The following is a 12519-nucleotide window of genomic DNA, read 5'->3' as shown; positions in this document are numbered from 1 at the left end:
TCTCTATCGCAGATAATGACACCTGCACTATGGCGCATTGCGACGCCGGGGGAGCGGGAGCCATCCACCCCATCGGCTCTATCGAGTTAAGAGTTCAAGTTAGAAGCGCCTGTTTGGCGAACGAAATCTACGCGCAGCCGTCGAGCCAAACGTCACTTTGACTTTCCGGACTGCAATCACCGGATGCGAGTTTTGCGATACGTGAAGCGCGATCATTCAGCTCCACATCTTCTTCAAGAAGCCGGAATTGGCCGGGTGCGATTAGCACAGCCAATAGACGATAATACTCTTGATCGGCGAGCTTAGCAGGTGCTCGGCCATAGATGCTATCACTGGCCTCAAAGAAACCTGTCATCCACCCCTCAGGACCGCGTCCCATCTCAACGGTATCGAGCCAGAGCGCGAGTATTTGGTCTTTGGCGAGTTGGTGTTCGAGACCCATCGCAAAGCCAGTCTGGCGTATCTTCCCAACTCCCGGGCGAAACTCTTCGAAACCCAGTCTCTTGGATAGTGACTGAGAGATTGTAGTTAGACCCGCTCCCGCCGTGGAGAGATCAACGCCGGCATGGTCAAGAAAGCCCGGGTCTTGCACCAAGATGAGTTGCCTGAGTCGTTCAATGCCCAGATCATCCGGCCCCCGACCGTCAGCGATTAACGCGTCTGCGCGTGCTGCGTAAGTATCTGCCTGACGAACGGCATCCCAATATCCAAGAGCGCCGTAGCCAAACAATCCAGCAAAAACGAGAACCAACAAGCACAATGCAATTCCAAACATCCGCCTCATGCTTCCGCGTCACCATAGATTGAACAGGTCTTTCACAGACTACTGTAGTCGTGGACTAGTTGAAACGCCGAAACTTCGGTCAGCGGCCCTTCGTGTGTTGTGCAGCATCCGGTGATTTGGGCTGATTGTGTTGAAAAACTCGAAAATCTGACAGCTGCAGTTTTCTGCCAGAATCCGTTGCAGCCATAGACTTGATACCTAGTGCCCGCTGGAGCCTCTGAGCGCATCCGACGTCGCCGGCACCGGTCCTGGGCCGACCCCCTCGATGAATTTTCGAAGAGGCGTTCTATGCGCCAGTTTTTCACTCATTCTAGCAAAAACCGGAGTTTTTCAACACAATCGGCTCGCAGGGCGGTTTCGCCGCTCAGAGCGCGAACGACAGCCGCTGGTCTGCCAACGAGCGCTCTTCGCAGGACCAGCTGCGATTTCAGTGGCTTGGTCAAACGATCAAATGGCCGGTGTTGGTCGGCCTGCCGCACCGGCATTGCCGCGTCAGCATTAGGCGGCTCTGAGCCCAAAGTGACCGAACCTGCGATTTGAATGAACGGCGGCTTTAGGATCGCCCAGCAAAGGCCATCATGTCTGGACTGTCGATGATCGCTGGGTGGCGTCCCATTCTTCTCGAAGAGCTTTGCCCTCTCCAACAAAAGTATCGCCGGTCGCACGACAGCTCGTCATGCGATCAATGCGAAAATGCCGGAATGCCCTGCGCAACTCGCACCATGCGACCAGTAGTACGTTGTCAAAATAGAAGATCAGCGCGAGGGGCAGAACAATTCTTGTGCTGTCCACCCCGGTCTTGGCTCGGTAGCGGATGTCGAGCTTTTGCTCTTCCCGTATCGCGAGGCGCAACGCCTTCATGTTCACTGCATCCGAAGGCTGCACCCCCCAAGATGACGTGAGCAGATGATCGACCGCAGGGGCCGCATCGTGTAGCTTGCGGGCGGCGCGTTTTGCAGCCTTCAACAGATCGGCATCGCCGGTTCTTGCAACCATGCTCAGACCTACGGTGATCGCTTCAGCCTCTTCCTGATCGAAGTTGATCGGGGGTAGGTCATATCCTTCGCGAATGATGTACCCGACGCCGGCTTCTCCGTGGATCGGCGTTCGCATTGCCTGCAAGGTGGCAATATCGCGATAGATCGTGCGCTTGGAGACTTCGAGTTCCCGGGCAATTTCTTTTGCCATAACGGGCGTATCCGCCGCGCGAAGGATTTGAATGATTTCGAAAAAGCAGCTGGTTTTGGCCATCAGCACCCCTGAATAATGCACCGCAATCAAAGACTGCTGACACTCAGTTGGCAACAGGGCCGGTATATGCTTGCGCGAGAAATCGAAAGTCCGAACGATGGAGCACTCACAACATATGAAAGGCGTCGCCTTGGTGGTGCTATCGGCCGTCATATTCAGCATGTCCGGCGTTCTGACCAAGATGATTGAGGCTGATGGATGGACCATCGCCTGCTGGCGTGGGGTGATCGGTGGATTGGCCGTTATTGCTTATGTCGAAGCCCGTCGCGGTGACACGTCCCGCAGCAAAGCGTTCCGGCTGGGTCCGCGTGGTTGGTTCCTGGCCAGTGTCGGAAGCGTTGCCAGCGTCACGTTTATCTATGCGTTTAAGCTGACATACGTAGCGAATGTTGCCGTAATCTACGCGACGGCCCCGTTCTTTGCAGCAGGTCTGGCATGGTTGGCGATGCGTGAGACGGTGAAAGGCCGAACCCTGATCGCAGGGGTGTTGTCCTTCGCTGGTGTCGTCATCATCGTGTCTGGCGGTTTGGGCACCGGGAAACTGCCCGGTGATGTGTTGGCGGTTGCGATGACATTGGGAAACGCGGCTTACATCGTTCTGATCCGCAAGTTCTCAGACGTGCCAGTTGTCTGGGCGGGTGGCGCATCTGCCTTGCAGCTATTCGTTGTCGGGGCATTCTTAGGTGCGCCGCTTGAAGTAACGGTCGAGGATGCAGTTTTGCTGATCTTCTTTGGTGTCGCATTTGCCAGCGCGGTAATTCTATGGACGGAAGGGACTCGCCTCATTCCATCGGCGCAATCTGCGCTACTTGGCACAGTCGAGATCCCCTGTGCCACGTTGCTCGCCTGGATCGTTTTGAGTGAGCTTCCACCTCTTGCGGCAATAATGGGCGGGGCTGTGATCATGTCAGCGGTATTGTGGCACGCTTTGCTTGACCATCGACAAGAAAAACATCGGTTCTTGCAATAGCGGACCTTCCTCCACCATCTGTAAAGGGCAGCAAAGTCCCGCGACTTGATCCTTGGACGCTCAATCCTCGCTGCACTGCGCACCAATGGCCGGTCTTCCCGCTGCCACGCAGCGCGAAAGAGTTAGCAGATGCAGCGCAATCCGCGCTGCGAGCGCGCGCAGCACAAATCCGGCACTTCCGGTCTGGGCTCATTTGAGACCTTCGCCGCGCTTTGTTTGAACGGCCGCTTCGTAGAATCCGCAAGGGCATTGAGCGTTCCGAAATTTGAGTTCTCCACGCTCAATGCCCTTGCTACCGTTGCTCTCAGATGTTGACCGAACGTCCACGGTAGATATTTTCAGCCAGAAGAGGGCTATGAGGCCGCCAGTGCGTCGATGATGGGCTGGAAGTCCGACGCCTTGAGGGAGGCACCGCCGACAAGGGCACCGTCGACATTTTCTGCCTTGAAGATCTCGGCTGCATTTGTGGGCTTGACTGAGCCGCCGTAGAGGATACGCATTTGCGCGCCTGTGTCGCCGAAGCGGGCGGTGAGCTTGGTGCGCAGCATGTCATGGGTTTCGATGATTTGTTCCATCGTTGGCACGCGTCCGGTGCCGATGGCCCAGATGGGTTCGTAGGCAATCACCGTGTTGTCGGCCGTGGCTCCGTCCGGCGTTGAGCCATCCAGTTGGGCGGCGATGATGTCGAGGCAGTCAGGGCCCAGCCGTTCTTCTTCGCTTTCGCCGATGCAGATGATGGCGGTCAGGTCCGCGGCATAGGCCGCTTCGGCCTTGGCCCGGACCTGAGCGTTTGTTTCAGCATGATCGGCGCGACGTTCTGAGTGGCCGACGATCACGGCACTTGCACCAGCATTCTTGAGCATGGTTGCGGCCACGTCACCGGTATGGGCGCCCTTGGCATTGGTATGGCAGTCCTGGCCGCCGATTTCGACCGGGCCGTTTTCTGTCGCGTCGGCAGCGCGGGTGAGAAGAGGCGCGGGCGGGCAGATGATGATCTGTGGTGCGTTGTCCGACGCACCGCCGGTGAGCGTGGCCAGGTCTGCCAACATCTCGGGGGTGCCGTTCATCTTCCAGTTGCCTGCTGCCAATGTGCGCCGCATATGTCTCTCTCCGGTTTTGTTGTCTTGGTCCTAGCATCGCGGGTGTGCCTGCGCTAGGGCTGCGCGCGCAGCATGGAGGGTGTGAGATGATCCCACGTTTGGACGCAGCAGCATTGGCTGCCGGAGATGCAGAGAGCTTGGCCGCCTTGGGTGAGGCGGCGACCGGGGTGGGCTTTGCCACTGTGTACAACACGGGTCTTTCGGCAGTACGTGTGGAAGAGGCAATCGAGACCTATCGCGCGTTCTTTCACTTGCCCGAGGCGCAGAAGCTGGCGGTGGATATGGCACGCACCGGGTCGAACCGGGGGTGGGGCGCGGCGGGATCGGAACAAGTCGATCCTGACGCCAATCCGGACTACAAACAGTTTTTTGATGTGGGGTTTCAGCTGCCCGAGGGGCATCCCCTTGGGGACAAGCGGTTCTATGCGCCGAACCTGTGGCCGGATGCTCCGGCATTTAAGGCAGTGATTTCAGGCTATTACGGCGACGCCTTGAGCGTGGCGAAGGGGCTGTTGACGGCTATTGCGCGATCCATCGGCGCCGATCCGGCCCATTTTGACGGGGCGTTCAAGACGCCCATGGCGTTGTTGAGGGGTAATTTCTATCCCGCGCGGCCAGATTGGGCAGGGGCCAAGGATTTTGGGATTGCGACCCATACAGATTATGGCTGTCTGACCCTGTTGGCGACGGATGGATCGCCGGGGTTGGAGGTGCGCAAGCGCGGCGGCGGGTGGATTCCCGTCAGCGCGCCGCCCGGGGAGTTTATCATCAACTTTGGTGAAATGCTGGAGTTCTGGACCGGAGGCCGTGTGAAGGCGACGCCGCACCGGGTTGTGGGTGGGTTGGCCGAGCGTATCTCGATCCCACTGTTCTTCAATCCGACCTATGACACCAATGTGGCCCCCGACGGGTCGGATGAGGTGATGTTGGCGGGGGATCATCTGAGTGCGCGATTTGAAGAGACCTATGTGCACCTTCAGGGAAAATCATGAGTTTACAGGCTGAACTTGAAGCTGAGGTTGCGGCACAGTGGAAAGAGCAGACGGACGGGGCGCATGACATCTGGCATGTGCGGCGAGTTTGGGCGAATTGCCAGCGGATTGCAGAGGCCTTGGACACGCCGTCAGATCGTCAGGTTCTTTTGATTGCCGCCCATTTGCACGACATCGTCAATGTCACGAAAGATGATCCGCGCCGGACGCAAGCTGCGGCCCTTTCTGCCGAGCATGCCGTTGCCTGGATGGCGGCGCGTGGATTGCCGCGGCAGGATGCAGTTGCTCATGCCATTCTGGGGCACAGCTATTCGGCCGGTCATCCTTGCGAGACGCTGGAGGCGCAGGTTTTGCAGGATGCTGACCGGTTGGAGGCCTTGGGCGCCATTGGCATTGCCCGTTGTTTCAGTGTGGCCGGTCAGATGGGAGCCGGATTGGTGGAAGGGAATGATCCTTTGGCAGAGACGCGGGCGTTGGACGATGCCGCCTTTGCCCTCGACCATTTCAGGGTGAAATTGTTTGGCGTGGCCGATACACTCAATACCGCGCCGGCGCGCGGGATGGCGACGGAACGCGTGGCGTTCATGCGGGTCTTTCAAGAAACGCTGGCGCGGGAGGCGCGTGTGTAGGGTGCGCGATGAACGCGCGCGTCTTATAGATACGTCAGGGCTTCACGGGCGAGGTCTGTTGCTTCGTCGGTGTCATCCTGGGCGCTGTCAGGGAGGAACCAATACGGCATATGCGTGTCGCCGCCGTCCTTGCGTTTGTAGTCCCAACGGTCGAGGCCCATGGCCTCAAACCTGTCCTGCATCTTGCCCTGACCTTTGAGCAGGAGCCGCCCGTCTGACATCAGGATGGCAAAAATGATGCCGTCACAGTAGATTGACAGGCCGCCGAACATCTTGCGGGTGCTGATAGGGCCGAGGCCGGAGAAGAGGTCGAGCGCGTGGTCGATCTCTTCGGCGCTGACGGCCATTCTATTGTGCGTTTTGCTCGGCGGCGAGCGCGTCCACGTCCTTGAACGAGATGCTTTCGCCACAGCCGCAAGCGTCGGTCACGTTGGGGTTGTTGAACTTGAACCCGGATTCCAGAAGTGATGTTTCGTAGTCGATTTCGGTGCCGAAAAGGAACATCTGCGCCATGGGCGCGATCATCACCCGTGCGCCGTCCTGTTCGACCGTTTCGTCGTTCGGGTCGGCGTCGTCCACGTATTCCATGGTGTATTCCATGCCTGCACAGCCGCCCTTTTTCACGCCGATGCGCAGGCCTGAATGGCCCTCTTTCTCCATCAATTTGGAGATTTGCGCGGCGGCGCGGGGGGTGATGCTGACGGCGTTTTTGCCGGGGATCGAGAACATGGGCGCCTCTTTGCTTATCCGACGTTTAAGGTAGGGCTTTCGGCGTCGTCCCGCAAGGGGCGTGGGCGAGCCAGCATGCCGGCGATTGCGTCGAGTGCTGCGCGGATGGCTGGATCGTGGCGGGTGTCCTGGTGGCAGACCAGCCATTCCTCCGATGTGAGGGCCTCGATGATGCCTGAGACGCGGGTAAGACCGGGGGCTGTGTCGGCAGCAAAGGTGGGTAGGACGACCCGGCCTACGCCGCTTTGAGCCAGTGCCATGCGGACCTGTGGATCGTTCGAGACGGCAACCAGTTCAGAGCCGTGATTGGCGACTGTCCAGGCCTCGGAGGGCAGGGTGGCTGTATCGTCGCTCGGGCCGATCCATCCTGTTACGTCTTCGGATACTGCGTAGACGGCGTGTTCGACGTGGCCTGTGCGCCGCCCGGCGAGCCAGTCGTGATCGGGACGGCGGTTGCGGATACCGATATCCACCTCGCGCCGCTCGATATCCATGTCGAGATTGCAGGAGACAAATTCGGGCGTCCAGCGGTCGCTGCGGGCCCAGTAGGTGGACAGGTTCCGGCTGAGGTAGAGCGTGGTCCAGGTGCCAGCAGAGACGCGCACGCGCGGGGCACCGGATTGTTCCGCGGACCAGTGGGCGATGCAACGGGCAGCGGCCTCCATCTTCTTTGCCCGTTCGAGAAGGGCGCGCCCTTCGGTCGTGGAGGTGTAGCCCGCAGCGCCGTGGGCAAAAAGCCTACGACCTGTGCGTTGCTCCAGAGCCGTCATTCGCCGTGACAGGGTGGCCTGGCTCAGCCCGGTCTCCCTGGCGGCGCGTGCGAGCGAGCCGTGGCGGGCGACGGCGGCGAATAGTCCGTAATCTGTCCAGTCAGTGATTTGCATGATTGCAAATGTAGGTGCGAATCCGGGGTCTGACAATGCGGCAGTGCGGCTGCCATATAGTCACTATCAACGAAAGGAGTGGTTATGCAGCACCCTTACAAGTCACTGGAAATGAATGGCCTTTATGCGCAGGAGCAAACTCTGTTTGCAAAATTGCAAGAGCAGGAACGAATTCGCAAGCGCAGTCAGCGTCGTCGCCGGGTACTGATATGGATCTTGCGCCGTTTGTGAGGCCACGAAAAAAAAGGGCCGCCGGGGGATCGGCGGCCCTTTACAGGCCTGTACAAACGCGCGGGGATGGCGCTGGGTACGGGTTACAGGCCCATGCAGTTGGCGTAGTACGTGACTGTGGCAGGCCAGTCCGAGAAGACGCCGACAACGCTCACATCCTGTGCAAGCACATCCAGCAGTTCGTAATACACGCCGTCATGCGTGGCCGCGTCGCTGATCGACTGGAAGTACCAGCCGCCACCCGAGGCCAACGGACCGGAGCGTTCGAGCGTCCAGGTGATGATCTTCAGACCGGCGGCTTTGGCTTCGTTGGCATAGGCAGAGGGCGCAATCTCACCGTTTTCCATCGTAACCAGCATCCACATGGGTGGCGCGATGTAGCGCACGCCACGGTCATAGAGGCTGTCCATGCTGTCGGGGTAGGTCGTTGGATCATTGTGGTCGAACCCGTCAATATCGTAGCTGTCATCAAGATAGACGGCTTGTGCGCCAAATTCCGGTTCGTTTTCAATCCAGTAGAGTACGTCGTTGAGGTCAAAACTTTGCACCCAGACATCCGAGGCGGGGATGCCGGCTGCCTTGTATTCGTCGACCATTTTTTGCGCATAATCGGCTTGGGAGAAGCCGTTATGCGGCATGTCGACCGAGGGTGATTTCAGTTCGGGCGTGAACTTGGTCCCGAAGGACTTAAACAGCGCGATGGACTCGGCATGCGTCATCAGTTGCGCGCCGTCTGCGTAGAGGTCGGTGCGCCAGCCTGAGACGCCGCCCTGGTATTCTTCGGTGGTGGCGGCGGCCTTGTCCTCGCTGTCCATCTTGGGCGTCAGCGTCTCGAACTCGGCCAGCGTGAGGTCAGATGTGCGGCATTCGGCAGTTGCCTCGGTGTCGCCACTAGCAGCTGAGAACGGGGTGGCGCATGTGCTGGCCAGATCCGTCAACAGGATGTCGGTGGTCGTGTGCAGGTCATTCTGCGCGTGGCGGCAGACCAACTCGTGATCCTTGGTAAACGTCACATCGCATTCAAGGATACCTGCGCCCATGCGTGCGGCAGCCACATTCGATTCCACGGTATGTTCAGGGAACATCATGGGCGCGCCCCGGTGGCCGATGGAGAAATCGGACCTGGCGGGTGTCTGGCCCTGGCAGCTTTGCAGCTTGGTCTTCAGATCGCCCTCGGGCAGTTTGTCGATCAGGTAGGCGGGGCGGGGGCCATAGTCGATCGCGATTGTGTCTGCCAATAGGGTGGCAGGGGCCGTGGCAAGCAGAATGCAAGCAGCGGTAAGGCGCATTTGAGAATCCTTCAACGTAAGTTAACCCGTGTTGAATGCCCCGTCGATGTGACGGTTTCCCAATGTGCTCGTGATAGTTTTGTGACGGCTTACATGAAGCCCAGTTCGAGCCGCGCCTCGTCCGACATCATTTCCATGCCCCAGGGTGGCTCCCACGTCAGTTCCACATCCACCTGCTTGACGCCGGGCAGCGGTTCGACTGCATCGGCCACCCAGCCCGGCATTTCGCCTGCCACGGGGCAACCGGGCGCTGTAAGCGTCATGATCACCTTCACTTCATTCTCGGGATTGATGTCGATGGTGTAGATCAGGCCCAGCTCAAATATGTTAACCGGGATTTCAGGGTCATAGACCGTGCGACAGGCTTCGACCACAGCCTCGTGCAGGGGATGGTCGGTGGAGGAGGGCGCGATCAGCGGCGTGCCTTCCATCTGTTCGGTGGGCTGGTTCATGGGATCCCCGGTATTGTTCCTGACAGTTTATATAGGGAACAGGGCAGGGGCGGTAAAGGGCGTGTGGCTTGGCGTGTCTATGCTTTGGCAGGGCCGTGGTCATAATATACGCGCCAATGGCTTGTCGCCCACTGCGAATTGTCAGAGGCTGGGATGTGCGTTGAGCAGTGGGTTTTGAAATGGCATCGACAATCCGGTGGGCGGAAGCGGGTGATCGCGAACAATGGGGCGCTTTGTTCGAGGCGTATTGCGCATCCGGCGGGGCCGAACAGACGCCCGAGATGAGAGACACTGTGTGGGGCTGGATACATGACCCATCCGCGCAGACGCTGTGTTTCGTGGTGGAGAGTAGGCCCGGTGCATTGGTCGGCTTTGTACATTTTCGCTCGTATGAGCGCCCTATGGATGCAGCCATGGGTGGGTATATCGACGACATGTTCGTCGCACCGGTGGCCCGCGGGCAAGGGATTGTTGACCTGATGATCGAGAGTGTGGGCGCCTATGCGAAAGAACAGGGCTGGGATGTCCTGCGCTGGATGACGTCCGATACCAATTATCGGGCGCGTGCGGTCTATGACCGGCACGCCACCAAGAGCAATTGGATCACATATCAGTTGAAAGGCTAGGGGTCGGCGCTGTCGCTGCGCATCCCGGGCCACCACGAAAAGGAACTCGGTCAGCCGCGCCGCCGCACGGGACGTGGTTTTACCCGCGCTTCGATCATGTCGTAGACTTTGCCCACGATGTCTTTGCCCGTGGCGTTCTCGATCCCTTCGAAGCCGGGGCTTGAGTTCACTTCCAGCACCTTTGGGCCGGTTTCAGAGCGCAGAAGGTCCACGCCCGCCTTGCCCAGCCCGAAGGCGCGGGCGGCGCGGACGGCTGTTTCGCGTTCTTCCTTGGAAATCCGCACGGACTTTGCGCTGCCGCCCCGGTGCAGGTTCGAGCGAAAATCGCCGTCGGCCCCGGTGCGTTTTATTGACGCCACGACCTTGCCTTCGACAACGAGGCAGCGGATGTCTTCGCCCGCGGCCTCTTTCACGAAGTCCTGCACGAGGAAATTGGCGCGCAGGCCGCGAAAGGCGTCGATCACGGATTCCGCCGCCTTCTTGGTTTCAGCCAGCACAACGCCCTTGCCTTGTGTCGATTCCAGCAGCTTCACAATCACCGGGGCCGTGCCCACCAGCCCCATGATGTTGGCTGTGTCCTTGGGCGACGCGGCGAAGGCGGTGGTGGGCATTCCGATCTTTTTTGACGCGAGGATCTGGTGTGCGTGCAGCTTGTCCCGGCTGGCGGTAATGCCTGCACTGCCGTTCACGCAATAGGTGCCCGTCGTCTCGAACTGGCGGATGACGGCGGTGCCGTAGGCGGTGATGGACGCCCCGATGCGCGGGATCACGGCGTCGTAGCGGGGCAGGCGCATGCCATCGTAGTGCACCTCGGGCGCCTTGGCGTTGATGGCCATGTAGCAGCGGGTGGTGTCGATGACCTCGACCGTGTGGCCACGGGCTTCGCCCACTTCGACCAGGCGCCGGGTGGAGTAGTTGTTTTCACGGCTGAGCACGGCAATGCGCAGAGAGCGTGCGGGCGCCACCTTGCGCATGGCGGACGAGTGGTAGACGTCGTAGCTGAGCTCTGGTTGCAGGCGCTTTTCCGAAGCGGTGATCGTGATGTGATCCTGCAATGCCTGTCGCCCCAACAGCATGCGAGACGTCATGCCGGAGCGGTCGGTCAGCGTGACCTCAATCGGCCAGCTTTGTCCGCCCACATCGAGCCGGGTTTCGATCACGTAGCGCAGTTCCGCCTCACCATTCGATGACGTGACCTCGCGTCGGTCGAGTATGGGCGCCGAGCAGGTGATCGACACGTGGTCCTTGCCCGCGATGGGGTGCACGTTAAAGCGGACCTTGGGCTGCTTGGCGGGGCCAAACACCTCAATATCATGGGCATGGAGCGCCGAGGTGCGCGCGCCCGTGTCGATCTTGGCTTTTAGGGCCGGCAGCCTCAGTTCGGGCATCGCCACCCATTCTTCCCAGCCGAAATTCAGCGTGTCCATCTTGTCAGTCCTGTCCCCGTATTTTGGGGTCAGCGTAACAAGCGCAACGGTCGCTCACAACGCGAAGGCGCGCGGGACGGGATCAGAGCATCAGGACATTGCCTGTTTCGTCGTAATAGGTCGTGTCGACAACATCGCCGGCCGCATCGAAGGAGATGTCCCGGACATGCCAGGCTTCGTCGCCGGAATTGTCATAGGTCGTCTGTCCGGTCAGCTGCCCGCCCACATGGGACGACACGATCAGGTCGCCGTCGTCGCGGGTTTCCTGAGTGAGGGCGATGCGCCCGTTGGCATCGTAGGTGGTTTCGAAAGTCACCCAATCGAACGTGTCGGCGTCGTCATCCGTAAGAACCTGAGAGGCTTTTCGGCCATTCTGGTAGGTGATGGTGTCGCTGCGACCGTCGTCATAGACGATTTCCCGCGCCGTCAGCCGCCCGGTGTCTGCGTCATAAGTCAACGCCTTGGAGTGCCAGGGATTGTCATCGCCGCCGTCAGTGATGGTGCGGCTGGTGCGTGCGCCGGTATCTGCGTCGAACGTCAGCGTCTCGATGCGGCCATTGTCCAGCACCTTTTCCGAGCCGATGCGGGCACCGTTCGCGGCATCATAGCTTGTTGTAACGGAGGCCCACGGCTTGTCGTCGTTCCCGTCTATCTCGATGCGCTGTGTGCGTGCGCCGGTGGCGTCGTCGAACCGTTCGATCCGTTGGTCACCATTGTCATAGTTGATGGTTCGGGCGGTTTTCTGACCCAACCAGTTCCACTCGGTTGAGCGGCTGTTCCAATCGGCGTCATTGGCTGCAGTGTCCGTGACCGTTTGGCTAAGCCGTTGCGGTCCAAGGAACGCCTCGAAAACCGTGCTGCCACTGTCCATGAGCGTTGTTCTGATCATAAAAAGGCCAGAGCTGTCCACGCTGGTTGTGATACTGGTCCAACCCTGGGTGTTGTCGACGTCTTCGACCGTGGTGGTCGTGAAGGTTTCTTCTGGGGTGGGCATGACAAGGCCTTGTGTCTTGTTGACTGATCATTTCCCTCATTGGGAATAGAATTGACCCAGAGGCATATCGCAGCAATTTGTCCTAACTTGTTCATAAATCGTACACAGGTTGGGCGATAACGAGGCCATTCTGCGTCTCATGCGCGGGGTCTTGGCATTTG

Annotated in this window: 16 protein-coding genes; 6 read left to right on the top strand and 10 right to left on the bottom strand. The window is 59.4% G+C overall.

Annotation, left to right across the window (positions count from 1 at the left end):
- Positions 1-127: 127 nt before the first annotated feature.
- Both Q1A75_RS07220 and Q1A75_RS07215 read right to left on the bottom strand, forming a co-directional pair.
- Complete coding sequence (locus tag Q1A75_RS07220; RefSeq protein ID WP_299639346.1) at positions 128-784, bottom strand: transglycosylase domain-containing protein; 657 nt, start codon at positions 782-784, stop codon at positions 128-130.
- Positions 785-1360: 576 nt separating this feature from the next.
- A complete protein-coding gene (locus Q1A75_RS07215; RefSeq protein WP_299550206.1) occupies positions 1361-2035 on the bottom strand; it encodes a YafY family protein in 675 nt (224 codons plus the stop codon).
- 97 nt (positions 2036-2132) lie between these two features.
- Here Q1A75_RS07215 and Q1A75_RS07210 point away from each other — a divergent pair, with 97 nt between their 5' ends.
- Entirely contained in the window at positions 2133-3005 is an 873-nt protein-coding gene (locus Q1A75_RS07210) for a DMT family transporter (RefSeq protein WP_299639343.1), read from the top strand.
- A 129-nt stretch (positions 3006-3134) separates the two neighbouring features.
- Positions 3135-3320, top strand: a complete 186-nt coding sequence (locus Q1A75_RS07205; protein WP_299639341.1) for a hypothetical protein — start codon at positions 3135-3137, stop codon at positions 3318-3320.
- Positions 3321-3358: 38 nt separating this feature from the next.
- Here Q1A75_RS07205 and tpiA read toward each other — a convergent pair whose 3' ends face one another.
- Positions 3359-4105, bottom strand: a complete 747-nt coding sequence (gene tpiA, locus Q1A75_RS07200) for a triose-phosphate isomerase (RefSeq protein ID WP_299546127.1) — start codon at positions 4103-4105, stop codon at positions 3359-3361.
- Between the two features lie 86 nt (positions 4106-4191).
- Between tpiA and Q1A75_RS07195 the strand changes: the two genes are divergently transcribed.
- On the top strand, positions 4192-5097 hold the full coding sequence (locus tag Q1A75_RS07195) for a 2-oxoglutarate and iron-dependent oxygenase domain-containing protein (protein WP_299546129.1): 906 nt from the start codon (positions 4192-4194) through the stop codon (positions 5095-5097).
- A complete protein-coding gene (locus tag Q1A75_RS07190; RefSeq protein WP_299546131.1) occupies positions 5094-5726 on the top strand; it encodes an HD domain-containing protein in 633 nt (210 codons plus the stop codon). The genes Q1A75_RS07195 and Q1A75_RS07190 overlap by 4 nt, the downstream gene beginning before the upstream one ends.
- Before the next feature lie 23 nt (positions 5727-5749).
- Here the strand turns inward: Q1A75_RS07190 and Q1A75_RS07185 are convergent, their stop codons facing one another.
- From Q1A75_RS07185 to Q1A75_RS07175, 3 genes are read right to left on the bottom strand one after another with little or no spacing between them, the layout of a single operon-like run.
- On the bottom strand, positions 5750-6073 hold the full coding sequence (locus Q1A75_RS07185; RefSeq protein WP_299546133.1) for a TfoX/Sxy family protein: 324 nt from the start codon (positions 6071-6073) through the stop codon (positions 5750-5752).
- Between the two features lies 1 nt (position 6074).
- A complete protein-coding gene (locus Q1A75_RS07180; RefSeq protein WP_299546135.1) occupies positions 6075-6455 on the bottom strand; it encodes an iron-sulfur cluster assembly accessory protein in 381 nt (126 codons plus the stop codon).
- Between the two features lie 14 nt (positions 6456-6469).
- Positions 6470-7339: a LysR family transcriptional regulator gene (locus tag Q1A75_RS07175; protein WP_299546137.1), complete on the bottom strand. Its 870-nt coding sequence runs from the start codon at positions 7337-7339 to the stop codon at positions 6470-6472.
- An 84-nt stretch (positions 7340-7423) separates the two neighbouring features.
- On the opposite strand from Q1A75_RS07175, the gene Q1A75_RS07170 reads away from it, so the two are divergent.
- Positions 7424-7570 carry a hypothetical protein gene (locus Q1A75_RS07170; protein ID WP_299546139.1) on the top strand — a complete coding sequence of 49 codons (147 nt, stop codon included), beginning with the start codon at positions 7424-7426 and terminating at the stop codon, positions 7568-7570.
- Positions 7571-7653: 83 nt separating this feature from the next.
- Here the strand turns inward: Q1A75_RS07170 and Q1A75_RS07165 are convergent, their stop codons facing one another.
- Together Q1A75_RS07165 and Q1A75_RS07160 are read right to left on the bottom strand one after the other, a co-directional pair.
- Positions 7654-8859 carry a glycerophosphodiester phosphodiesterase family protein gene (locus tag Q1A75_RS07165; RefSeq protein ID WP_299546141.1) on the bottom strand — a complete coding sequence of 402 codons (1206 nt, stop codon included), beginning with the start codon at positions 8857-8859 and terminating at the stop codon, positions 7654-7656.
- 89 nt (positions 8860-8948) lie between these two features.
- Positions 8949-9311, bottom strand: coding sequence for an SUF system Fe-S cluster assembly protein (locus tag Q1A75_RS07160; protein ID WP_299546143.1), 363 nt, complete (start codon positions 9309-9311; stop codon positions 8949-8951).
- Positions 9312-9490: 179 nt separating this feature from the next.
- On the opposite strand from Q1A75_RS07160, the gene Q1A75_RS07155 reads away from it, so the two are divergent.
- Entirely contained in the window at positions 9491-9937 is a 447-nt protein-coding gene (locus tag Q1A75_RS07155) for a GNAT family N-acetyltransferase (protein ID WP_299546145.1), read from the top strand.
- A gap of 50 nt (positions 9938-9987) precedes the next feature.
- Here Q1A75_RS07155 and rimK read toward each other — a convergent pair whose 3' ends face one another.
- The gene (gene rimK / locus Q1A75_RS07150; RefSeq protein ID WP_299546147.1) at positions 9988-11364 is read right to left on the bottom strand and encodes a 30S ribosomal protein S6--L-glutamate ligase; all 1377 of its coding nucleotides are present in this window, start codon (positions 11362-11364) and stop codon (positions 9988-9990) included.
- Between the two features lie 82 nt (positions 11365-11446).
- Positions 11447-12358: a hypothetical protein gene (locus Q1A75_RS07145; protein WP_299546149.1), complete on the bottom strand. Its 912-nt coding sequence runs from the start codon at positions 12356-12358 to the stop codon at positions 11447-11449.
- Between the last annotated feature and the right edge of the window lie 161 nt (positions 12359-12519).

Source organism: uncultured Tateyamaria sp. (assembly GCF_947504105.1).
GTDB lineage: Bacteria > Pseudomonadota > Alphaproteobacteria > Rhodobacterales > Rhodobacteraceae > Tateyamaria.
This window is presented reverse-complemented; position numbering and strand designations above follow the sequence as displayed.

Bases quoted from the DNA above. Each gene is read 5' to 3' on its own strand.
- Q1A75_RS07175 (WP_299546137.1), bottom strand. From the start codon at position 7,339: ATGCAAATCACTGACTGGACAGATTACGGACTATTCGCCGCCGTCGCC.
- Q1A75_RS07195 (WP_299546129.1), top strand. From the start codon at position 4,192: ATGATCCCACGTTTGGACGCAGCAGCATTGGCTGCCGGAGATGCAGAG.
- Q1A75_RS07210 (WP_299639343.1), top strand. From the start codon at position 2,133: ATGGAGCACTCACAACATATGAAAGGCGTCGCCTTGGTGGTGCTATCG.
- Q1A75_RS07220 (WP_299639346.1), bottom strand. From the start codon at position 784: ATGAGGCGGATGTTTGGAATTGCATTGTGCTTGTTGGTTCTCGTTTTT.
- Q1A75_RS07155 (WP_299546145.1), top strand. From the start codon at position 9,491: ATGGCATCGACAATCCGGTGGGCGGAAGCGGGTGATCGCGAACAATGG.
- Q1A75_RS07185 (WP_299546133.1), bottom strand. From the start codon at position 6,073: ATGGCCGTCAGCGCCGAAGAGATCGACCACGCGCTCGACCTCTTCTCC.
- Q1A75_RS07170 (WP_299546139.1), top strand. From the start codon at position 7,424: ATGCAGCACCCTTACAAGTCACTGGAAATGAATGGCCTTTATGCGCAG.
- Q1A75_RS07145 (WP_299546149.1), bottom strand. From the start codon at position 12,358: ATGCCCACCCCAGAAGAAACCTTCACGACCACCACGGTCGAAGACGTC.
- Q1A75_RS07165 (WP_299546141.1), bottom strand. From the start codon at position 8,859: ATGCGCCTTACCGCTGCTTGCATTCTGCTTGCCACGGCCCCTGCCACC.
- Q1A75_RS07190 (WP_299546131.1), top strand. From the start codon at position 5,094: ATGAGTTTACAGGCTGAACTTGAAGCTGAGGTTGCGGCACAGTGGAAA.
- Q1A75_RS07205 (WP_299639341.1), top strand. From the start codon at position 3,135: ATGCAGCGCAATCCGCGCTGCGAGCGCGCGCAGCACAAATCCGGCACT.
- Q1A75_RS07215 (WP_299550206.1), bottom strand. From the start codon at position 2,035: ATGGCCAAAACCAGCTGCTTTTTCGAAATCATTCAAATCCTTCGCGCG.
- Q1A75_RS07160 (WP_299546143.1), bottom strand. From the start codon at position 9,311: ATGAACCAGCCCACCGAACAGATGGAAGGCACGCCGCTGATCGCGCCC.
- rimK (WP_299546147.1), bottom strand. From the start codon at position 11,364: ATGGACACGCTGAATTTCGGCTGGGAAGAATGGGTGGCGATGCCCGAA.
- Q1A75_RS07180 (WP_299546135.1), bottom strand. From the start codon at position 6,455: ATGTTCTCGATCCCCGGCAAAAACGCCGTCAGCATCACCCCCCGCGCC.
- tpiA (WP_299546127.1), bottom strand. From the start codon at position 4,105: ATGCGGCGCACATTGGCAGCAGGCAACTGGAAGATGAACGGCACCCCC.